The 21,772-nt window shown below is 74.4% G+C and carries 18 protein-coding genes; 7 read left to right on the forward strand and 11 right to left on the reverse strand.

Translation table 11 applies throughout. The features are described 5' to 3' along the window. Positions 1 to 209: 209 nt before the first annotated feature. The 7 genes from AB0B76_RS12505 to AB0B76_RS12535 all read right to left on the reverse strand — a co-directional run bounded on the left by AB0B76_RS12505 (position 210) and on the right by AB0B76_RS12535 (position 9,397). Positions 210 to 623, reverse strand: a complete 414-nt coding sequence (locus AB0B76_RS12505) for an XRE family transcriptional regulator (RefSeq protein WP_360373838.1) — start codon at positions 621 to 623, stop codon at positions 210 to 212. A 79-nt stretch (positions 624 to 702) separates the two neighbouring features. Further along, positions 703 to 1,782 (reverse strand): MAB_1171c family putative transporter, encoded by a 1,080-nt coding sequence (locus tag AB0B76_RS12510; RefSeq protein ID WP_360373841.1) that lies wholly within the window; start codon positions 1,780 to 1,782, stop codon positions 703 to 705. Further along, positions 1,769 to 2,263, reverse strand: a complete 495-nt coding sequence (locus AB0B76_RS12515; RefSeq protein ID WP_360373843.1) for a hypothetical protein — start codon at positions 2,261 to 2,263, stop codon at positions 1,769 to 1,771. Before AB0B76_RS12515 ends, AB0B76_RS12510 begins: the two co-directional genes overlap by 14 nt. 34 nt (positions 2,264 to 2,297) lie before the next feature. Beyond that, on the reverse strand, positions 2,298 to 2,939 hold the full coding sequence (locus AB0B76_RS12520; protein ID WP_360373846.1) for a hypothetical protein: 642 nt from the start codon (positions 2,937 to 2,939) through the stop codon (positions 2,298 to 2,300). Between the two features lie 79 nt (positions 2,940 to 3,018). Continuing rightward, a complete protein-coding gene (locus AB0B76_RS12525) occupies positions 3,019 to 4,554 on the reverse strand; it encodes an FAD-dependent monooxygenase (RefSeq protein ID WP_360373849.1) in 1,536 nt (511 codons plus the stop codon). Between the two features lie 80 nt (positions 4,555 to 4,634). Next, a complete protein-coding gene (locus AB0B76_RS12530; protein ID WP_360373852.1) occupies positions 4,635 to 7,421 on the reverse strand; it encodes an AAA family ATPase in 2,787 nt (928 codons plus the stop codon). Beyond that, positions 7,418 to 9,397, reverse strand: a complete 1,980-nt coding sequence (locus tag AB0B76_RS12535) for an anthranilate synthase family protein (protein ID WP_360373855.1) — start codon at positions 9,395 to 9,397, stop codon at positions 7,418 to 7,420. Before AB0B76_RS12535 ends, AB0B76_RS12530 begins: the two co-directional genes overlap by 4 nt. Positions 9,398 to 9,486: 89 nt before the next feature. Here AB0B76_RS12535 and AB0B76_RS12540 point away from each other — a divergent pair, with 89 nt between their 5' ends. The 6 genes from AB0B76_RS12540 to AB0B76_RS12565 all read left to right on the forward strand — a co-directional run bounded on the left by AB0B76_RS12540 (position 9,487) and on the right by AB0B76_RS12565 (position 15,147). Continuing rightward, a complete protein-coding gene (locus tag AB0B76_RS12540; protein ID WP_360373858.1) occupies positions 9,487 to 10,281 on the forward strand; it encodes a 2-amino-3,7-dideoxy-D-threo-hept-6-ulosonate synthase in 795 nt (264 codons plus the stop codon). After that, complete coding sequence (locus tag AB0B76_RS12545) at positions 10,278 to 11,378, forward strand: 3-dehydroquinate synthase II (RefSeq protein WP_360373861.1); 1,101 nt, start codon at positions 10,278 to 10,280, stop codon at positions 11,376 to 11,378. The genes AB0B76_RS12540 and AB0B76_RS12545 overlap by 4 nt, the downstream gene beginning before the upstream one ends. 5 nt (positions 11,379 to 11,383) lie before the next feature. Further along, positions 11,384 to 12,124 (forward strand): amidohydrolase family protein, encoded by a 741-nt coding sequence (locus AB0B76_RS12550; RefSeq protein WP_360374333.1) that lies wholly within the window; start codon positions 11,384 to 11,386, stop codon positions 12,122 to 12,124. After that, the gene (locus AB0B76_RS12555; protein ID WP_360373864.1) at positions 12,121 to 13,374 is read left to right on the forward strand and encodes an AMP-binding protein; all 1,254 of its coding nucleotides are present in this window, start codon (positions 12,121 to 12,123) and stop codon (positions 13,372 to 13,374) included. Before AB0B76_RS12550 ends, AB0B76_RS12555 begins: the two co-directional genes overlap by 4 nt. A gap of 193 nt (positions 13,375 to 13,567) precedes the next feature. Continuing rightward, entirely contained in the window at positions 13,568 to 14,533 is a 966-nt protein-coding gene (locus AB0B76_RS12560) for an FAD-dependent monooxygenase (protein ID WP_360373867.1), read from the forward strand. Next, positions 14,530 to 15,147 (forward strand): isochorismatase family protein, encoded by a 618-nt coding sequence (locus tag AB0B76_RS12565; RefSeq protein WP_360373870.1) that lies wholly within the window; start codon positions 14,530 to 14,532, stop codon positions 15,145 to 15,147. Before AB0B76_RS12560 ends, AB0B76_RS12565 begins: the two co-directional genes overlap by 4 nt. A 131-nt stretch (positions 15,148 to 15,278) precedes the next feature. Here the strand turns inward: AB0B76_RS12565 and AB0B76_RS12570 are convergent, their stop codons facing one another. Genes AB0B76_RS12570 through AB0B76_RS12585 form a run of 4 tightly spaced genes read right to left on the reverse strand, consistent with a single transcriptional unit; the run spans position 15,279 to position 17,859 of the window. Beyond that, complete coding sequence (locus AB0B76_RS12570) at positions 15,279 to 15,917, reverse strand: helix-turn-helix transcriptional regulator (protein ID WP_360373872.1); 639 nt, start codon at positions 15,915 to 15,917, stop codon at positions 15,279 to 15,281. Between the two features lie 43 nt (positions 15,918 to 15,960). Next, positions 15,961 to 16,656 (reverse strand): Crp/Fnr family transcriptional regulator, encoded by a 696-nt coding sequence (locus AB0B76_RS12575; protein WP_360373875.1) that lies wholly within the window; start codon positions 16,654 to 16,656, stop codon positions 15,961 to 15,963. Positions 16,657 to 16,660: 4 nt separating this feature from the next. After that, on the reverse strand, positions 16,661 to 17,320 hold the full coding sequence (locus tag AB0B76_RS12580; RefSeq protein ID WP_360373878.1) for a class F sortase: 660 nt from the start codon (positions 17,318 to 17,320) through the stop codon (positions 16,661 to 16,663). A gap of 2 nt (positions 17,321 to 17,322) precedes the next feature. Then, positions 17,323 to 17,859, reverse strand: coding sequence for a hypothetical protein (locus AB0B76_RS12585; RefSeq protein WP_360373881.1), 537 nt, complete (start codon positions 17,857 to 17,859; stop codon positions 17,323 to 17,325). 239 nt (positions 17,860 to 18,098) lie between these two features. On the opposite strand from AB0B76_RS12585, the gene AB0B76_RS12590 reads away from it, so the two are divergent. Beyond that, positions 18,099 to 21,743: a choice-of-anchor D domain-containing protein gene (locus AB0B76_RS12590; RefSeq protein ID WP_360373884.1), complete on the forward strand. Its 3,645-nt coding sequence runs from the start codon at positions 18,099 to 18,101 to the stop codon at positions 21,741 to 21,743. The last annotated feature ends 29 nt before the right edge of the window (positions 21,744 to 21,772 follow it).

The raw sequence follows: 21,772 nt of genomic DNA on the forward strand, positions 1-21,772 counted from the left end.
GTCGCCCGGAGCGCGCCGGTGCGGTCTTGAGGGGGTGTGGGTGGAGCGAAGCTCCCCCACCGCGAGCGGAAGCGAGCAGGGGAACAGCTAGTCCGGCGCGGAGAGACCTTGCGTGGCTGTTCGTCGCCCGGAGCGCGCCGGTGCGGTCTTGAGGGGGTGTGGGTGGAGCGAAGCTCCCCCACCGCGAGCGGAAGCGAGCAGGGGAACAGCTAGTCCGATTCGGGGAGACCTTCGATGCGGCGGGCGTGCTCGATCATGCCGTGGATCGCCTCCAGGCTCGGGCCCGACAGGCCCGCGGCCCGCAGGGCGACCGAGCGCACCGCGCTGTCGCGCAGGACCGCCAGCAGGTCCAGCTGCTCCTCGATGCGCCGGACGGTGTCCGGGTCGTCGTCGAGGAAGTACGCGGCGTTGACCCCGAAGAACTCCGCGAGCGCCTCCAGGTGCCGCTTGGTGGGGTTGTCGCGGGTGCCTTTGCGCAGCTGCCACACGTATGTGTGCGAGATCATGACGCCGCGCTCGCGGATGGCGGTGGCCACCTCTTCGTAGGTGTACTCGCCGCGGCCGGCCGGGTGGACGGTGCGGAACAGGCGATCCAGCTTGGCCGCGAGTGTCGGTTCGCTCATCGCATCAACCCTTGACAATCCTACCGGTCGGATGGAAATGTCCATCATAAGCTCAGATTTACAGGCGCCGCGCACCCCATCAACTCAGGTTTATGGGGCCGTGCTTGGAGGCTGAGGGTGGATCGTTGTGGCCGGGCGGCCTGACCGGCGCCAAATCGGGGGTGGCCACAACGTTTCCGGCCCGCAGGAGCGCACGAGCCTGCTCGACCAGGCTCGTGTCCGCCTCCGGCGGCGCCTGCTGAGCCTGCCCCAGCTCCCACTGCGCGTCGCGGATCTCGATGATCCGGCGGTACAGGCGCAGGTCGACGCCGCGGATCGTGAGCCGGTCGGCGAGGGGGCTGGGGGGATCGCCGAGCACCACATGCGGTACCGCCGCCACCGAAGCGGCCCACAGGGGACGCAATCGCTGCAGGGCGAGATAGTGCGCGAGCCGGCGCCGCAGGCCGCCCAGCGCCGGCAGGGCCGCGCCCGCGGCGAAGAGCAGCAGCATCGCGGCCAGGATCACCCGCGACAGGCTCTCCGCGCCGGAGCCGTTCATCACCTCGCTGCCCAGGGCGTTGCTGACCTGGAACGCGACCCGGTTGAGGATGAACAGCAGCCCGACCAGGGCGCCCGCGGTCAGCAGCCGCAGGCCCACCCGCATCGGCCCGCGCTCGGCCCGCCCGGCGGCCGGGTGGAACAGCGCCAGGCAGCACGCGAGGCCGACGAACAGGCCGAACTGGGTCAGCACGCCGTACGCGGTGACCGGCGGCGTCCCGGCGTGCTCGGCCACGAAGTCGCCGCGGGCGGGGCTGCGCGGCACCAGCAGGAAGAGCACCACCATTGTCACGCCGGCCGCGGCGAGCAGCGCATAGGCCCAGCGGCGCAGCCGGGGGCGGTCGGCGACGGGCCCGGGCATGAGGCCGGTCAGGTGCACCATCGCGGCCGAGGCGGCGGCGGTGGCCAGATTTTTCAGCGGTACCGACACGTCGGCCACGTGCAGCAGCCGGTCCGTGGCGAACGAGATCTCCCGCCGGTTGAACGTGAACGACAGCGCGACGAGCAGGGCCACCAGCCGCATGGCCCGGCCGCGGGGCGGCTGCGGCGTCGCGAAGCGCCAGATGGTGAACGCCCAGAACGCGGCCAGGACCAGGAACTCGAGGGTGTCAGCGAAGGCCATGGCCCGGTCCCGGGATGAGCGCCTCCTGCAGGCCCTGCAGCAGCGGGTCGTCGGTGCGGGGCTCGGTGCCGCCGCGCAGCGCCCGGCCGCTGATCATCGTCGCGATCATCTCGGCGACCTGCTCCTGCGGCGCCGAGTAGGTGGAGCGCAGCAGCACCCGGGCGACGGTGGCCGGGTCCAGGTCGGGCAGCACGAGACCGGGCGCCTTGTGGTCGCAGAGGATGTGCCCGATCTCGTGCAGGATGATGTGCCGGCGGTGCAGCGGGTCGACACCCGCCGCGTAGAAGACGTGGTCGGCCTGGTCGGTGGCCAGCCACAGCCCGCAGGGCGCCCCGGCCGGCGCGGGCTGTGGATGCAGGTGCAGGTCGCGGCCGCGGCGCGCGGCGACGTACGACAGGAACACGGACAGATCGAACGGCTCCGGTAGCTCGATGTCCGCGATCAGCCGCCGGCACTCCCGCTCAAGCCGCCGCAGTCCCACGGCGCCAGACTAACCGGCGGCCGGTGCACCGCCCTCAGGCGGATCGGCGCAGGTGCTCGGTGAGCTGCCCCGCCGCCCGTACCGCGGCCATCTGGCCGTTCCGGATGAGCATGAGGTCCTCCACGGCGCACGCGGGCGGGGTGTACCCGAGCGCCGCGGCGAGGTGCGGGTTGGCCCGCGACCACTTCGACAGCGACTCGCACACCTCGGCCTCCAGCACCGTCGCGGGGAGCGGGCCGGCCGCGCTCACGGCGTCGAGCATGCGCTCGCGGTGCTGCCAGTACGACCAGACCTTGGCCTCGTCGAGCAGCTGCGCGACGGCGTCGGTGCGCCGGTAGTACAGGGCCAGCTGGATCGAGTCGGTGCGGCCGTCGCCGATGAACGCGTCGATGAGCGGGTGCCGGGCGTGCGCGCCGGCAACCTCGTAAAACGTGCTGCGGCTGCCGTTGGGCGCGGCCGCCTCGACGATGCTCTTCCAGGTCAGCGGGGCCCCGGGGGCGGCGGCGACGAGGCCCGCGACCGCGCGGAAGTACACGGTCTTGGTGCGCCAGTGGCTGCGCTTCGCCGACGGGTTCGCCGACAGGCGCTTGTGCCACCGGCTCACGACGGTGTCGCGGAGATCCTTGCCGAATTCCGGAGTGGCCGTCAGGTGTGGCGCCAGGGTCGTCATGCTCATCGGTCCTGTCCTGCCTGTCGGTGGTGGGCTGGGCGTCCTCCGAGCGTGGCCGCCGGGGTGCTCCGCGGCCATCACGTATTCACGTGGTCTTGCCGCTGACCAGGTCCAGCACGGCATTCCAGTCGGCCGGCACGGTGTCGGCGCACCAGGCCACGTGCCGGTCGGGGCGGACCAGTGCGAGCGGCCGATCCCAGCGGGTGCGCACGCCCTCGTCGGCGATCGGCAGGTGCGTGACCGGGATGCCGCGCCCGTTGGCGGCGGCGGCGAGCGACCGCCCGGCCGCGTCCCCGGTGAGGTCGACGAGGGTGAGCTCCGGGCCGAACCGGTCGGCCAGCGCCTCGCCCGTGTCCAGGCGCACGTCCGGGGCGCGGCCACCGGGGCGGACCGTGCCGAGCGCGCCGCTGTGCCACACCACGGCCGAGTTCGCGTGCCGGGCGGGCAGGGCGCGGGCGTCGGGGCGGTTCGCCTCCTGCCGCAGGACCCCGGCGAGCAGCTCCGGGGCGGCCCCGGCGGCGCTGAGCCGGCCGAAGCGCCGCCGCGTCTCCAGCGACCGCGCCAGCAGCTCCCGGTCGAGCAGGGCGCTGGGGCGCCGCTCGGACTCGTAGCTGGCCAGCAGCCCCGGCCCGCCCCAGCCGTTGATCTCGGCGGCCAGCTTCCAGCCCAGGTCGACGGCGTCGGCGAGGCTGGTGTCGGCGAGCTCGCCGGCCGGGTGGAAGCGGTGCGCGGCCTCGCCGGCCAGGAACACCGGCCCGCGCCGGTACGCCGCGGCGACGGCCAGGGCGTCGTCCCACTGGGCCACGCCGAGGATCTCCGGCACCTCCAGGCCGCTGCCGAGCCGCGCCCGCAGCATCGCGACCGGGTCGGTGGTGACCGGCTCGTCGGCCCCGACCGGCAGGTGGGCGACCCAGCTGTCGCCCTCGCCGCGGGACACGCTCGTCAGGCCGCCGACGACCACGACGACGGGCGTGCCGTGCTTGGCGGGCAGGCGGGGGTCGGTGCTGCGGAAGAACACCGAGCAGTGGCGGGCCGGGCTGCCGAGGCTTTCCATCGGTACCTCGAGACAGCGCCGCACCGTGCTCTGGGCGCCGTCGCAGCCCACGAGGTGCCGCGCCGCGACCGTGTGCCGCACCCCCGCGTGCACGTCCAGCACCGTGGCGACGGCGCCGCCCGGCTCGACGCGCAGCCCGGTGAAGGTCCAGCCCTCACGCAGGTCGATGAGCGGGTGCTCGCGCAGCTCGTCGCGCAGGCGCCGGGTCAGCTCGGCGGCCGGGACGCGGTGGTCCGGGCCGCCGGCGTCGGGTTCGGCGTCGTCGTAGGGGTCGCGGGAGTCGTGCGAGGAGACCAGCACCGGCTCGTCGTCGAGGCGGGTGCGCCACTCGACGTCCTCGAGCTCGGGCGGCCCCGCGTACCGGCGGACGAGCGCGGCGAGGCCGAGGCGGCGCAGCAGGCCCATGGCGTGGCCGGTGAGCCGGTCGACGCCGGCGTGCCGCGGCGGGGCGACGGCGCGCTCCACGACCAGGCAGGGCACGTTGTGGTGGGCGAGCTCGAGCGCGAGGACCGCGCCGGTGGGGCCCGCTCCGACCACGAGTACCTGTGTGCGCGTCGGCGTCGTCACCGGCGTTCCCCCATCGCTCGACCTCGGCGACGCCTTAGTCGCCACTGGTCATGCTCGGGTCCGGCGGGTGCCCCCGTACATCACGTGTTCAAGCGATCCCGGTGGACGAGGTTCGCCAGTTCGACGCGGCCGCGCAGGTCGAGCTTGGTGAAGATCTTGCGCAGGTGGCTGTCGACGGTGTGCCGGGACAGGTGCAGCACGCCGGCGACCTGGCGGTTGGTGAGCCCGAGGGCGACCTGGAGGGCGACGTTCTGCTCGGCCGGGGTCAGCTGGTGCAGCGGGGAGCCGGGGCGGAACACGGGCCGCTCGGTCGGGGCCTTGGGGCCGCCGAGGCTGAACTCGAGGCGGCGGCGGGCGCGTTCGGCGCGGCAGTCGGTGACGATGGCGATGGCCTCGGCGGCCCAGGCGCGGCCCTGCCGCTCGTCGGCGGTGTTGAGGGCGGCGTCCTCGAGGGCGCCGGCCAGGGCGAGGCGGCGCGGGGTGCGCCGGAACCGCTCCACGGCCCCGCGCAGCAGCCAGGGGTCGCCGGTGAGCACGCCCTCGGCGTGGTCGGCCGCGGCGGCGAGGGAGACGAGGCCGGGGTTGCGCCCGGCGAGGGCGCGGGTCGCGGCCACGACGGTGCGGGCGCGGGGCAGGTCGTCGGCGCGGACCGCGATGTGCACGAGCGCGGGGGCGGCGGTCGGGTCCTGGGCCAGCAGGACCGGCCGCTCGGGCAGCCCGTCGACGATGCCGGCCAGGGTGCCCAGCGCCGCGTCGGGCCCGGCCGTGGCCTCCTGCAGCACGCCCTCCGGCCAGAACATGTCCTCGGGCGCGCAGGTGATCCCGGCGGCCATGCGCCGGTGCATGTGCGTGAGGTGGGCCTGGGCCTGGGGCAGGTCGCCCTGCAGGACGGCGAGCCGGGTCAGCTGGCCCAGCAGCGGTACCGCGAGCGCGAAGGCGGTCAGGTTCAGCGCGACGGCGACGCCCGCCTCGGCCTCGGCGACGGCGTCGTCGAGCCGGCCGCGGGCGGTGAGCAGGCCGGCGTGGTAGTAGTGCCACAGCGGCGTGGACCAGGCGGTGCCGAGGCGCTCGGACTCGCGGCGGCCCCGGCGGTAGGTCTCCTCGGCCTCGTCGAAGCGGTCCAGCGCCGCCTGGGCGTCGCCGAGCCAGATCCGCGGGTGGCGGTGGGCGGCGTCGCCGCGGACCTTGTCGGCGATGCCGGTGGCGTGCTCGGCGTGGGCGTAGGCGTCGTCGAGGCGGCCCTGGGCCTGCGCGACGAGGCTGCGGCCGGTGAGGCCGAAGACGGAGGCGGCGTACTCCCCGGTGGCCATGCCCGCGTCGGTGGCGGCCGCGCCGTCGTCGTCGGCGCCGGGCAGGTCGTTGGTGTAGAAGCGGGCGTGGGCGCGGATGGCGTGCAGCTTGGCCCGCACCGACTCGGGCGCGCCGGCCACGGCCAGGCCCTGGTCGGCGTACTGCACCGCGGTGCTGTTGCGCCCGGCGTGCTTGAACGCCTCGGCGAGGCCGAACTTGAGCATGGCCTCGGTGCGCGGGTCGAGCCCGGCCCGCAACGCCGTCTCGCCGAGATCCTGGGCCCGCTCCAGCCGCCCCGCCGAGGCGAGCAGCGTGACCGCGTCGGCGACGAGCGCCACCCGGTCGGGGTCGTGCTCGCCGACCGCGTCCAGGGCGTGCTCGATCAGGTCGGCTGCGGTGCTGGGCGCGGCCGGGGCGACCTCGAGGGCCGCCTCGTGCAGGATGGTGACGGCCTCGTGACGGCCGGAGCGGCCGGTCTTGAGCAGGTGCTGGGCGACCTCGACCGGCGGGCGGCCCTCGGCCCGGGCGATGACGGCGGCCTGGCGGTGCAGCATGGTGGCGACGGCGCCGTTGAGGGTGCCGTACACCGCCAGCCGCACCAGGTCGTGGACGAACTCGAGCTCGCCGTTGTCGACCAGCACCCGCGCGGCGGTCGCCTCCCTGACCTGCTTGATCAGGGTCGCCGGGCGCACGTCGAGCAGGTCGGCGACGGCCTCGAGCCCGAACGGGCGGCCGAACACGGCGGCCGCCTGGAGCAGCTCCTGGGCGTCGCTGGACAGCCCGTGCAGCATCTGGTCGACGATCGTGATGAAGCTCGACGGCAGCTCCTCGCCGACGACGGTGCCGATGCCGTCGGCCACGACCAGCTGCCCGGTCAGGTGCAGCGTCCGGACCAGCTGCTCGACCTGCAGCGGGTTGCCGTCGCAGCCGCCGGCCAGGGCGAGCACGGTGTTGTCCACGTCGGCCCCGACGACCTGCGCGCACAGCCGGCGCACCGCCTCGTCGTCGAGGGTGCCGAGCATGAGCTGCTCGTGCCCGTCGCGCACGAGGCGCTCCATGAGCTGCTGCCCGGGGGTACCCGCCGGGGCCGGGCGGTGCGCGAAGATCCAGTGCACGGGGGAGGAGGCCAGGGCCGGGACGAGCTCGGCGACGGCCAGGGCGGACAGCTCGTCCATCCACTGGGCGTCGTCGATGGCGATCACCAGGGGCCGCTGGGCCGCGTAGTCCTCCAGCGCCGCGCCGAGGCGCTCCAGGGTGCGGTACTGCGCGTCGTCGTCCTCGCGCAGCCAGCCCAGCGCCGGCTCCGGCGGCCGGATCTGCTGCAGCGCCGAGGCGAGGGTGATGAGCGGGGCCGCGCGGTCGAGCTCGAACGCGGCCCGGGCCGCGACCGACACCCCGCGCCCCTCGGCGCAGCGGGTGGCCGTGCGCACGAGGTGGGACTTGCCGATGCCGGCCGAGCCGGTGACGATCGTGCACCCGCCGAAGCCCGCGGCGGCGCCGGACACGGCCTTTCGCAGGACGGCGAGCTCGCGATCGCGCCCGAATGTCCCCGCGGCCGGTGTCGTCAGCGAAATCACCCCAAGTTGTCGGACGTCTTTCCGGTGTACGGCTCGGTTACCGTTGGTGGCCTGCGGTGATTCTCGCGGTCCGCGATGATCGACTTGAACAGCCTTTCGGGGGAGCCGGACAAACCCGGACGGCATCCTCCGTCGGCCCGATATCGCGCTGCTCCCGGCCCGGGCGGCGGGGCCACCAGGATTTCGGGCGACCAAACCTCGCAAAATAGGCGCCGCAGAATCGCCGGGCCGTGCTCGGTCAGCACGGATTCGACATGGAACTGTATTGACCGCGTTCGTGCCCACCGCATTGCGTGCACCGCGCCGGTGCCTGTATCCCGCAATATCCCAATACGCTCCGGCGAGCCGTCACGCACCGTTGTCGCATGAATAGTATTCATTCGATGTCCCGGGGCGTCGCACACCGCCACGAAGGTGTTGTAGAACCCGACCCGCCCGAAGCCGGGGACCCGGCGGGGCTCGCCCTGGGCCGGCCGGGCGAGCCGCCGGATCGGCAGGCCGAGCTCGTCCGCGAGGACCTGGTGGCCCAGACAGACGGCCAGCGTCGGCGTCCGTTCGGCCAGCAGCCGCCGGGCGATCTCGTGCAGCCGGTCGATGCGCGGGTCGCTGCGGTCGCGCGGGTCGCCGGGGCCGGGGCCGAGCACGACCGCGTCGTAGCCGTCGCGCAGCCGCGGCCGCACGTCGACGCGGAGCCCGAGCGCCTCGGTGAGCCGGGCCAGCATCGCGGTGAAGTCGTCCTCGTTGTCGATGATCAGCACCCGGCCGGACAGCGGGCGGAGCCGGACCGGACGGCCGAGCCAGAACGGGGACAGGCCGGCGTTGCGACGGCGCAGGGCGCGTTCGAGGGCGGGAAGCTTCGGGGGTACCGACGCCGCTTTTTCGCCTTTGAGGGCGCCCAGGAGCGCCGCCGCCTTCGCCCGGGTCTCCGCCGCCTCCGCCGCCGGGTCGCCGTGGCGCACCAGCGTCGCCCCGACGCCGATGGTCACGGACCCGTCCGGCCCGATCTCCGCGGTGCGGATGAGCAGCGCCGAGTCGAGCGAGCACGGGCCGAGCAGCGCGATCGCCCCGCCGTAGTAGCCGCGGCCGGTGCCCTCGCGCTCGGCGATCACCCGGCAGGCGGCGGCGAGCGGGCTGCCGGTCACCGTCGGGGCGGGCAGGGTCGCGCGCAGCACCTCGGCCGGTCCGAGCCGCGTGGGCCCGTCGATGATGTACTCGGTGTGCGCCAGCCGCGACATCGGCCGCAGCCAGGGCCCGCGCAGCCGGCCGCCGCCGTCGCAGACCCGGGCCATCGTCTTGAGCTCCTCGTCGGCGACCATGAACAGCTCCTCGGTCTCCTTGCGGTCGGCGAGGAACCGGCGCAGCCCGCGGGCGGTCGGGCCGCCGGGCGGGTAGCGGTAGGTGCCGCTGATCGGGTTCATCGCGGCGATCCCGCTGTCCAGGCGCGCCTGCGACTCGGGGGTGGCGCCGAGCAGGGTGCGGCCGCGGCAGTGCAGCAGGAAGGTCCAGTACGCCCCGCGCTCGGCCCGCAGCAGGTTCTGCAGCGCCCCCAGCGCGATGGCGGGCGTGTAGTCCGGGATGCGGGCCCGGTAGGTGCGGCGGATCACGAAGTTGGAGCCGGTGCCGCCCCCGATGTCGTGCGCGACGACGTCCTCGACGATCCGCGCGTACTCCTCGTCGTCGAGGTCGAAGCGGCCCTCGCCCAGCGCCGGCGCGGGCGCGGCGAGGCCGAGGACCTCCTCGACCGGCAGCGACCCGGACCACGTCACGGCGAAGGCCAGCAGCGGCGCCCCGTCGTCGACGCACGCCAGGCCGCGCTCGGCGATGGTGCGGTACGGCAGCGCCGCCACCACCTCGCCGGCCGGCTCCGCCGGGATCGAGTCGAGGGGCGTGCCGACGCGCAGCTCGACCCGATCGTCGCGGCACACCAGGGCGTAGGCCTCGGCGCCGGCGATACGCTGCAACCACGGATGCGTCATGCCGCCACCGTCGCAGCGCGCCCGCGCGGCCGGCCACTACCCATTGAGGTAGTGGGGCGTGCACCGGCCCGCGCCTAGCTTCTGAAGGCGTGGCTCACAACTTTCCCCGCCGGGTCCGGCTGGACCGGTTGTACCGGAACGGATCCGGCGGTCTTCTCGTGGTACCGCTGGATCATCCCATCAGCGGCGCCCCCATTATCCACAGTGGACGGCCGGGGGGCCTGGACCGGCTCGTCGGCGACCTCACCGACGGCGGGGCCGACGCCGTGGTCCTGCACAAGGGCGCGCTGCGGCACGTGGCGGCCCGCCGCTTCCGCTCACTCTCCCTCATCGTCCACCTCAGCGCCGGCACCGGCCTGTCCGCCGACCCCGACGCCAAGGTGCTCGTCTGCTCCGTCGAGGAGGCGCTGCGCCTGGGCGCCGACGCGGTAAGCGTGCACGTCAACGCCGGCTCCGGTACCGAGCCGCGGCAGCTGGCCGACCTGGCCGCGGTCGCCGGCGACTGCGAGCGCTGGGGCGTGCCGCTGCTGGCCATGGTCTACGCCCGCGGCCCCGGCATCGCCGACGGCCGCGCCCCGCACCTGGTCGCACACGCCGCCGCCATCGCCGCCGAGCTCGGCGCCGACCTGGTCAAGACCGCGATGCCGCGGGCCGTGGCCGACCTCGCCGCGCTCACCGCGGCCAGCCCGATCCCGGTGCTCGCGGCCGGCGGCGACGCCCACGACAGCGCCGCGGCCCTCAACCACCTCGCCGACGCGATGCGTGCGGGGGCGGGCGGGGTCGCCGCGGGCCGGCTCGTCTTCAACGCCCCCGAGCCGGCCGCGATGCTGCGCCGGCTCTCTGCCCTGGTCCACGACCGAACCTTCGCGAGGAGTACCCCATGAAGCAGTGCTGGCTCGACATCCGCGCCGCCGACGAGCTGAAGCCGGCCCTGTCCCAGGAGGCGATCCACCGGGGCTTCGACGCCATCGTCGCCGACGACCCGGCCGACCTGGCCGGCCTCCCGCCGACCGTTACCCGGGTGCTGCTGCCCGGCAAGGAGCTCCCGGACGCCTTCGGGGACGCCGACCTCGTCATCGTCGACCCGGCCCAGCACGGCGAGCCCGGCCGGCTCACCGCCCGCCACCCCGGGATGCGCTTCGGCGCCTACGTCGAGGTCACCGACGCCGACTCGCTCGCGCTGGCTTGCGCGAGCGTGACCCGCGACCCGGTCACCGTGCTGCGCTTCGCCGACCCGACGAACATCCCGCTCGAGATCGTGCTGGCCGCGGCGGCCGACGCGCACGGGCTCATCGTCACCACCGTCGAGCGGGCCGCGGACGCGCCCGTGTTCCTCGGCGTGCTCGAGCACGGCCCCGACGGGGTGATGCTGGCCCCGAACGCGCCCGGCGAGGCGGGCCGGCTCAAGGACGCGGTCGAGCGCCGCTCCCCGGACCTGGAGCTCACCGAGCTGACCGTCACCGCGGTCACCCACGCCGGGATGGGGGAGCGGGCCTGCGTCGACACGTGCACCTACCTGGCCCGCGACGAGGGGATCCTGGTCGGCTCGCGGGCCAAGGCGCTGGTGCTGTGCGTGAGCGAGACCCACCCGCTGCCGTACATGCCGACGCGGCCGTTCCGCGTCAACGCCGGCGCGATCATGTCGTACACGCTGGCGGACGCCGAGCACACGCGGTACCTCAGCGAACTGCGCGCGGGCAGCACCGTCCTGGCCGTCGGGGTCGACGGGCGCACCCGCCCGGCGGTCGTCGGCCGGGTGAAGATCGAGACGCGGCCGCTGCTGTCGATCGACGCCGTCGCCGAGGGCGGCGAGGCGGTGAACGTCATCGTCCAGGACGACTGGCACGTGCGGATCCTCGGGCCGGGCGGCGCGGTGCTGAACTCGACCGCGCTGCGGCCCGGTGACCGGATCCTGGGGTACCTGCCGCGCCGCGAGCGGCACGTCGGGTACCCCATCGACGAGCTCTGCTACGAGCAGTGATCGCGATGTTCGACTTCCACGCGCGCCTGACCCCCGGCCCCGGCGCCGCCGAGGCCCTGCTGGGCGCGCTCGACGAGGCCGGGGTCGCGCGGGCGGCGGTCTGCGCCGGCGGGGTGGTCGGCCTCGACCGGCTGTCGGTGCAGATCGTCGACGGCGGGCGGAGCAAGGCGCTGGCCGACAACGAGGGGGTCCGCCGGGCGTGCGAGGCGTCCGGCGGGCGGCTGGTCCCGTTCTTCTTCGCCGACCCGTACCGCGACGCCGCCGACTACGAGGCGGCGGCGCCGCGGTTCCGGGGCCTGGAGATCTCCCCGGCCGTGCACGGCTTCCGGCTCGACGACCCGCGGGTCGAGGCGCTCGTGCGCGTCGCCGCGCGGCACCGCCACCCGGTGTACGTCGTCTGCCTCGGCCGCGCCGGCACCCGCACCGAGGACCTCGTCGTCCTCGCCGCCCGCCACCCCGACGTCACGTTCGTGTCCGGCCACTGTGGACACACCGGCCTCGACGCCGCGGGCCTGAACCTCGTCGCGCCGCTGCCCAACATCGCCGTCGAGCTCTCCGGCTGCTTTACCGCCGTCGCCCGCCTCGCGGTACGCCGGCTGGGCGCGCACCGGGTGCTCTTCGGCACCGAGCACCCGCTGCAGCACCCGAGCGTCGAGGTCGCCAAGCTGCGCGCCCTCGGCCTGCCCCCGGACGAGCTCGCGCTGGTCTCGTCCGGCAACGCCGACCGCCTGCTGGGGTGCTCATGAGACTGCCTCAGATCGGCGACTGGTCCGACTTCGCCGGCCTCGCCCGGCTGCAACAGGAGCGGCTCCCCGCGGTGTACGCCGCCGCCGAGCGCTCGCCCTTCTACCGCAAGCGCGGCATCGCGCCCCTGCCCGACCAGCCGCTCACGACCAAACAGGACCTCCGCGACGCGTACCCGTTCGGCCTGCTCGCCTGCGACCGCGCGGACCTGGCCACCTATCACGAGTCGAGCGGCAGCAGCGGCGAGCCGACCGCCTCGTACTACACCGAGACCGACTGGCTCGACCTGGCCGAGCGCTTCGCCCGCAAATGGACCGGCCTCACGGCGGCCGACACGATGCTGGTCCGCACCCCGTACGCGCTGATGATCACCGGGCACCTCGCCCACGCGGCCGCCCGGCTGCGCGGCGCGACGGTGGTCCCGGCCGACAACCGCTCCCTGGCGACGCCGTACTCGCGCGTGGTACGCCTGCTGCACGACCTCGGCGTAACGATCACCTGGTCGCTGCCGACCGACACGCTGCTGTGGGCCGCGGCCGCGCGCATCGGCGGCTACCGTGACTTCCCGGACCTGCGCGCGCTCTTCGTCGGCGGCGAGCCGGTCGGCCCCGCGCGCAAGGCCCGCATCGCGCGCATCTGGGGGGCGCCGGTCGTGGAGGAGTACGGCGCCACCGAGACCGGCAGCCTGGCCGGCGAGTGCGAGCACGGCACCATGCACCTGTGGGCCGACCGGGCCGTCTTCGAGGTACAGGATCCGGACACGGGTGCGTTGCGGCCCGACGGGCGCGGCCGGCTGGTGGTGACGCCGCTGTTCCGGTCGGCGATGCCGCTGCTGCGCTACGCCATCGAGGACGAGGTCGAGGTGTCGTACCGCTCCTGCCCGTGCGGCTGGCACCTGCCCGCCGTGCGCATGCTGGGCCGCTTCGCCCGGGGTGGCCTGACCCAGCTGGGGCTGGAGGAGCTGGTCTTCGCCCTGCCGGACGACTTCGGCGTCTGGTTCTGGCGGGCCCGGGTCGACGGCGGGCGCGTGCGCGTCGAGATCGAGGTCGCCGACCGCTGGCGCACGGCCGCGACGGCAACGCTGACGGCGGCGCTGCGTACGGCGTACCCGCACGTGGAGCCGCTGGTGGTACCGGTGCCGCCGGGCGGCCTGGTCCCGCACCGGCTCCTGACCGCGCAGGCGGAGGTGATGAAACCGCGCGGCCTGTTCGGCGAGGGCGAGGACTGGGATCGAGCCTTGCAGTATTTCTAGCTCGCTGCGCTCGCGGTGGGGGAGCTTCGGCTGAATTCCTGGCTCGCTGCGCTCGCGGTGGGGGAGCTTCGCTCCACCCACACCCCCTCAAAATCTGCGCCGGCTCGATCGGGCGACGGAATGGCGCGCGCCATCCACGTTCTGCACCCGTCGCCCGCTTTCTCTTGCGCAACAGGGTCTATAGGAGCGTCGCATGTCCGATCCTCTCATCGTCGGCGCCGGGATCGGCGGTCTCACTGCGGCCGTCGCCCTCGCCGCGCACGGCCGTTCCTGCACCGTCGTCGAGCGCTCGCCGGCGCTGTCCGCGTCGGGCTACGGCATCCAGCTCCCGCCGAACGCGACCCGGGTCCTCGCCGGACTCGGGCTCGGACCGGCGCTGGAGGCGGTCTCGCTGCGCCTCGAGGCGCGCGAGATCCGGCGCTGGGCGGACGGCTCACTGCTCGGCTCGGCCGCGCTCGACCGGTGGGACGCCCCATATCTGTCGTTGCGCCGCGCGGCCCTGCTGCGCGTTTTGCATTCGCGCATTGCGGGTGTCCAGTTCGGCCGTTCGTTCGCGTCCGCGGATGAGCGTTTGGTCGTCGGCGCGGACGGTCTGCACTCGACGGTCCGTGGCCGGCTGACGTCGGACGGGCTGGTCGGCGTCGGGTACACCGCCTATCGGGCCGTCCTGCCGGTGCGCGATGCGCGTCCGGTCGTGACCGTCTGGCTCGGCCCGGGTGCACATGTGGTCGCCTATCCGGTGCCGGACGGCCTCAACGTCGTCGCCGTCACTGATGGATTGCATTCGTTTGACGGCTGGCACGAACCGGTTCGCGCACTCGCGCGCGCTTGCGTGCGCGGATTCGCGTTGTACACCCGCGCACCGCTGCCGGCCTGGCATCGCGATGGGGTCGTGGTCATCGGCGACGCGGCTCACCCCATGCCGCCGTTTCTCGCCCAGGGCGCGGCCCAGGCGATCGAGGACGCCGCCGCGTTGCCCGACTACCTGGATGATCTCGCCGGGTTCGAGGCCGCGCGGCGCCCGCGCGTCGAGCGTGTCGTCGCGGTGAGCGTGGCGGGCGGGCCCGAGTACCACCTCTCCGACGGCGCGGAGCAGCGCCGGCGGGACAAGCGGATCGCGGCCGCCGAGCCGCCCGGACAGGATTGGTTGTACACATGATTCCCGACGCCATCGCCTACACGCTGCCCTCGCCCACGCGTCCGGGGCCGGCGCCCTGGAAGGTGGACCCGGCTCGCTGCGTGCTGCTCGTGCACGACATGCAGCGGTACTTCGCCGAACGCTTCGACCCCTCCGTGTCGCCCGGGCGGGAGCTGTTCGCGAACGTGGGTCGGCTGCGCGCGGCGTGCACAAAGCTGCAGATTCCCGTGCGGTACACCGCGCAGCCCGGACGCATGACCCGGGCCGAACGGGGGCTGCTGCACGACGTGTGGGGCGATGGCATGCACGACGACGAGGGCGGTCTCGTGTTCGAGCCGGCGGCGGCCGCGGAGGTCGTGACGAAGTGGCGGTACAGCGCGTTTCATCGCACGCCGCTGCTCGGGATACTGCGTGAGCTCGGCCGGGACCAGCTCGTGGTGTGCGGGGTCTACGCGCACCTGGGCTGTCTGCTCACGGCCTGCGACGCGTACGCGCACGACATCGAGCCCTTCCTGGTCGCCGACGCGATCGCGGACTTCACGGCCGCGGATCACGCGCTCGCGCTGGACTTCGCCTCGCGTAGCTGTGCCGTGACCCCTACGACGGAGCAGGTGCTCGGCTCGCTCGGAGCCTGAGCGATGTGACGATTTGCAGGACCGGCTCGTGCAGCACCGACGATCGCGCCGAGCCCAAACGACGGCGGGCCGGCGGCCGCGCTGGAAAAGCACGGCGGGCCGGCCGCCGGTAGAGCCTTGAAAGGCGCGCCTCAGCGACGTGCCTTCGCCAGCGACGCCAGCTCGATGCGCGACGCGATGCCCAGCTTGTGGAAGATCCGGCGCAGGTGGTAGTTCACCGTGTGCCGGGAGCGGCCGATCCGCGTCGCGATCTGCTGGTTCGTCAGGGCGCGACCGACCAGCACGGCGATCTGCCGCTCCTGCTCCGTCAGCGCCTCCCAGCCGGTCGTCGGCAGGGGCGGCGGGGTCGTCAGCAGGGTTGCGAGCTCCGCGCGCAGGGCGGCCGCGGCCGGGCGGCACAGCGACTCGGCCACCGCGGCGTGCACCAGGGCGTGGCTGAACATCAGGCGGTCGTCGACGCTGACCAGCAGGCCCGAGTCCAGGGCCTCGTCCAGGCCGGCCAGGAGGTGGGCGGTACCGCAGCGCATGAGGCGGGCCAGGTCCAGCACGCCGAAGCCCGGGCCGATCGCCGAGGCCACCTGGAGCATGCGCCGGGTCGGAGCGGACAACGCGGCCAGCCGGGCCGCCACCGTAGGTTGAGCCGGGGCGACCGGCCCGGCCGTGAGAGTGGGCTGCGTCGGGACAGGCAAAGTGACCGGCCGGGCCGCGGCCGTGTTCTGCGCGTGGATGCCGGCCGTGGTGGGGCGGGCCGGCGGGCGTGACGGGTGCATGCTGACCATGGTGGGGTGGCCCCGCGGGCGAGACCGGATACAACTATGGGGTTTCCGGTCCCAGTTCGGCGAGGGCGCGCATCCCGGCCGGATCGAGGATGGTCAGGCGGCGGTACCCGGTGCTGAGCAGCCCCCGCCCGCGCAGTTCCCGGATCGCGTTCTGCACCGTCGCCTGGGCGATCGCGATCATCGTGGCCAGCTCGGGCTGGCTCAGGGGGACGCCGATCTCGATCGCGCCGTTCGGGGCCGGGCGCCCGCACAGCTCGCCGATCTCGACGAGCAGGCGGGCGAGGCGTACGTGGGCCGGGTACACCGCGAAGTCCGTCCTTCGCCGGTTCGCCCACGAGAGCTGGCCGGCGATCGCGGCCATGACGCGGGCGGCGGCCGGTGGGTGGCGGCGCAGGAAGTCCTCGAAGGCGGCGCGGCTGACCACGCCCGCGGTCACGCGGCCGCACGTGGTCACTGTCGCGTTGCGCGGCTGGCCGGTCAGGGCGCCGACCTCGCCGACCAGCTCGCCCGGCACGCGGATGCCCAGCAGCGTCTCGAAACCGTCGACCGACGTCGTCACCTTCACGAAACCGCTGATCAGCAGCTCCACGTGCCCCTCGCGGTCGCCCTCGCGCAGCACCACCCGGCCCGGCGCGAACTGCCGCTGCGTGGACAGGCCCACGAGCTCCTTCGCGGTCGCCTCGGGCAGGCCGCCGAGAAAGGTGTTGGGGGACCAGGCCGCCGACGTCATGCGGTCATGATGACCGCTCCAGGCGGGCGTAGACGAGGATGTTCCCCCGGTATTCGTGCCGGACGTGGTCGAAGGTGCCCCCGCACGTGACGATCCGCAGCGCCGGATACCCGACCGGCCCGTAGACGGCATCGGTCGGAAAATCCGTCTTCGGTACCTCCACCACCCGCTCCACCACGAAGACCGCCACGCTGCCGTCGGCCCGGCGCACGCTCGCGGTGTCGCCCGGGCGCAGGTCGCGCAGCCGGTAGAACACGGCCGGCCCTTCGTGCGCGGTGTCCACGTGCCCGAGCAGGACGGCCGGCCCGACCTCGCCGGGGGTGCGCAGGTTCCGGTACCAGCCGGCGGGCGCACCGGACTTGAGCGGCGGTACCTCGACCGTGCCGTCCGGGTTGAGCCCGAGCGACATGAGCGAGGTGTCGATCCCGATGGCGGGGATCGCGAGCCGGACGGGCACGGACGCCGCCATCCCGCGCGTCTCCACCACCGGCGCGGGCGCGGCCGAGCTGGCGATGGGGATCAGCTCCGAGACCGCCGGCGCGGGCGCGGCGGCCGGGCGCTCCGGCGGCGGGGGAGCGGGCGAGGCCCCGATGACGAGCAGGGTGAGTCCCCCGACCGCGAACAGCCCGGTCAGCCCGTCGATCGCGAGGCGGCGGGGCAGCACGATCAGCGCCGCCCGGTGGCGGGGCGCATGCGGAAGACCACCAGCGCGGCCGCGGCCAGCAGCAGCACGATGCCCGCGCCGGCCAGGAGGGGGTTGCGCATCCCGAGGCCGTCGCCGCCGCCGGTGTGCGGGGCGCCGCTCGGGGTCGGGCCCGTCGTGGTGCCGTTGGCGCCGATGCCCGACGAGCCGTCGTTGCCGGTCGGGGTGGCCGCGGCCGCCGCCGAGCGTGAGGCGGCGGCGGAGCGGGACGCGGTGGCCGCGCGCTCCTGTTCCGCCACGGCCGCGGCCGAGCGGGCGGCGGCCGCGGACCGGCTCACGGAGACGCTCGCCGATACCCGAGCGGACACGCCGGCCGAGACGCCGGCCGACACGCCGGCCGAGACGGAGGCCCCGGGCGCGGCGTTGTCGCCCGTGCCGGAGCCCGTGAACTGGCAGTACGCGAGCAGGGCGAGCAGCATGACGATGAGCGCCGCACCGCCCGCCGCGACCGCGGTGCGGTTGTCGCGCAGGTTGGCGCGTCGTTGTCCCGGTTCGGTCATCGCTTGCGTCCCCTTCCCGGGAGAGACCGCGAAAGCCCTGGTCGGTCTGAGTGTTCTACCCAGGCGCCACAAGTCTGTAACGATCAATACCCCGGACGGGTGGCGCGAGCTGCGGTGGGCTTTTGCAAGCCATCAGTGCAAGTATTTCTAGGTTTGATTGGCATCTTGCGCGCAGATGTCGGGCGGGTTACCGTGCAACCCCCGATCGACGCTCTTCGACACCCCTCTCTGGAGCCGTCATGGCCGCACGCCGCCTGGCCGCCGCCCTCCTGCCAGCCCTCCTCGCGCTCGGCACCGCCGCCGTGCTCGCCCCGTCCGCCGCCGCGGACGTCACCACCGTCTCCGTCGACACCCTGCGCACCGGCTGGGACCAGAACGAGCCCGCCCTCGGCCCGTCCGCGGTCTCCGCCGCCGACTTCGGGCAGCTCTTCGCGGCCGACCTCAACGGGCAGATCTACGCCCAGCCGATCGTCGCCGCGGGCACCCTGATCGCCGCGACCGAGAACAACTGGGTCTACGGGCTCAACCCGCAGACCGGCGCCGTCGTCTGGTCGCGCAGCGTCGGCCCCGCCTGGCCCGCGTCCGCGATCGGCTGCGGCGACCTGGTCCCGAACATCGGCGTCACGAGCACCCCGGTCTACGACCCGGCGACCCGCTCGGTCTTCTTCACCGCCAAGGTCAACGACGGCCCGGACGCCAACCACCCGCACTTCTACATGCACTCGATCGACCCGGCGACCGGCGCCGAGCGCTCCGGCTGGCCGGTGACGATCCAGGGCTCGCCGACCAACGACCCGGCCAACACCTTCAACCCGAAGACCGCGGCCCAGCGCCCGGGCCTGCTGCTGCTCGACGGCGTCGTCTACGCGGGCTTCGCGAGCCACTGCGACTACGGCCCGTACGTCGGGTACGTCGCCGGCGTCAAGACCACCACGCCGGCCATGTCGACGCTGTGGTCCACCGAGGCCGGCCGCTCGACCGGCATGGGCGGCATCTGGCAGTCCGGCGGCGGCCTGGTCTCCGACGGGGCCGGCCGGATCATCGTGGCCACGGGCAACGGCGTGTCGCCGGCGCCCGGCCCGGGTACCAACCCACCCGGCACGCTCGCCGAATCGGTGATCCGCCTGCAGGTCGGCACCGCCGGCTCGCTGGCCGCCAAGGACTTCTTCAGCCCGGCCAACAACGGCAAGCTCGACCAGGACGACACCGACTTCGGCTCCGGCGGGCCGGCCGCCCTGCCCGCGTCGTTCGGCACCGCGGCCCACCCGCACCTGCTGGTGCAGACAGGCAAGGACGGCCGGGTGTACCTGCTCGACCGCGACAACCTCGGCGGCACCGCCCAGGGCCCCGGCGGCACCGACGCCTCGCTGGTCCCGCCGGCCGGGCCCTACAGCGGGGTCTGGGGCCACCCGGCGGTCTGGGGCGGCGACGGCGGCTACGTGTACCAGGTCGAGAACCAGGGCTTCCTGCGCGCCTTCAAGTACGGCGTGAACGGCGCCGGCCTGCCCACCCTGACCTCGGCCGCGACCAGTCCGTCGACGTTCGGGTACACCTCCGGCTCCCCGGTCGTCACCTCAAGTGGCACCACCTCGGGCTCGGCGGTCGTCTGGGCCGTGTACAGCGACGGCTCCACCGGCTCGGGTGGCCAGCTGCGCGCCTACGACGCCCTGCCCACCGGCGGCCAGCTGCACCTGCGGTACTCCGCCCCGATCGGCACGGCCACGAAGTTCGCCGTGCCCGCGACCGACAACGGCCGCGTCTACGTCGGCAACCGCGACGGCCGCCTGTTCGGCTTCGGCCGGCCGACCACCGCCGCCCTGAGCGCCCCGCCGACCGACTTCGGCAGCGTCGCGGTCGGCAGCACCGCGAACGCGACGGTCACCGTCACCGCGACCCGGGCCGTGCGCATCACCGCGATCGCCGCCGCCGCGCCGTTCGGCGTCACCGCGCCCGCCCTGCCGGTCAGCCTCGCCACCGGGCAGACCCTCGCCGTGCCGGTGCGCTTCACGCCGGCCGCGGCCGGGGGCGCCGCGGGCAGCCTCACGTTCACCACCGACGCCGGCACGGTCGCGCTGGACCTGCACGGCACCGCCACGTCGCCCGGCCTCGGCGCCACCCCGGCGACGCTGTCGTTCGGCACGGTGCCGACCGGCGCCGCGAAGACCCTCGGCGTCAGCATCACCAACACCGGTACGAGCGCGGTCACCGTCACCGGCTCGACCGCGCCCGCGGCCCCGTTCAGCGCCACCGGCTTCCCGGCCAACGGCGCCACGATCGCGGCCGGCGCCTCCGTGTCGGTCTCGGTGAAGTACGCCCCCACCGCGGCCGGCAACCACACCGCCTCGCTGACCGTCACCAGCTCGGCCGGCCCGGTCACGGTCCCGCTCAGCGGCACGGCGGTCGCCGGGGCCGCCCACCTGAGCATCACGCCGAACCCGGTCGCGTTCGGATCGGTCACCATCGGTACCACCGCGACCCAGACCTTCGACATCGCCAACACCGGCAACATCACGCTGACGCTGACCAAGGCGGCCCCGCCGGTCGGCGCGTTCAACACCACGACGCCCGTCTCCGAGGGCCAGCAGCTCTCACCCGGCGACGTCATCCACCAGACCGTCACGTTCACGCCGACCGTCCAGGGCGCCCAGTCCGCGGTGTACTCCATCACCGGCGACGACGGCCAGGGTGCGGTACCCGTCCAGCTCACCGGCACCGGCGTGCCCCCGTCCAGCACCACGAACCTGGCCGCCGGGCGCCCCGCGACCGCGCAGTCGACGCAGGGCGGCTACCCGGCCGGCAACGTCACCGACGCCGACGCGAACAGCTACTGGGAGAGCGCCAACAACGCCTTCCCGCAGTGGCTGCAGGTCGACCTCGGCGCGACGGCGTCGGTCGGCAAGGTGACGCTGCGCCTGCCCCCGCCGGCCGCCTGGGCCGCCCGCCGGCAGACGGTGACGGTACTGTCCAGCGTGGACGGTGCCCAGTGGAGCACGGCCGCGGCCGCCACGGACTACCTGTTCGACCCGGCAACGGGCAACACCGCGAGCGCCACGTTCCCGGCGGTCACCGCCCGCTACGTCCGGCTGAGCTTCACCGCCAACACCGGCTGGCCGGCCGGGCAGCTGTCGTCCTTCGAGGTGTACGGCACCGGCGGCGGCTCGGCCACCCTGGCCCTCAGCCCCACGGCGCTGCAGTTCGAGGACACCGCCGTCAACACCAACAGCGACTGGCAGACCGTGACCGTCACCAACACCGGCACGGCCCCGGCGACCGTCCAGTCGGTCACCGCGTCGGGCGACTTCACCGTCACCACGACGTGCGGGTCCACGATCGCGCCGGGCGCCAACTGCACGGCCACGGTGACGTTCCACCCGGCCGCGGCCGGGAGCCGGACGGGGACGCTCAGCGTTCGCAGTACCGCGGCCAACGCCGAGGCCACCGCGGCCCTCAGCGGCACCGGGCTGGGCGCGACGGCGACGAACCTGGCCCTGCACCGGCCCGTCACCCAGTCGTCGAACACGCAGAACTACGCCGCCGGCAACGCCGTCGACGGCAGCGCGGACACCTACTGGGAGAGCACGAACAACGCGTTCCCGCAGTGGCTGCAGGTCGACCTCGGCGCGACCACCGCCGTGAGCCGCGTCGTGCTGCGGCTCCCGCCGGCCACGGCGTGGGCGGCGCGCACGGAGACGGTGACCGTCACCGACTTCACCACCGGCGCGGTGCTCGTCGCGAGCCGCGCGTGCGCGTTCGACCCGGCGACGGGCAACGCGGTCACCCTGACGTTCCCGGCGGCGGGGGTCCGCTACCTGCGCGTCACGGTCACGGGCAACACCGGCTGGCCGGCCGGGCAGCTCTCGGAGCTGGAGGTGTACGCCTCCTAGAGTGACGCCGCCTCATCCCGGCCGGACGC

It is taken from the genome of Dactylosporangium sp. NPDC049140 (assembly GCF_040648435.1).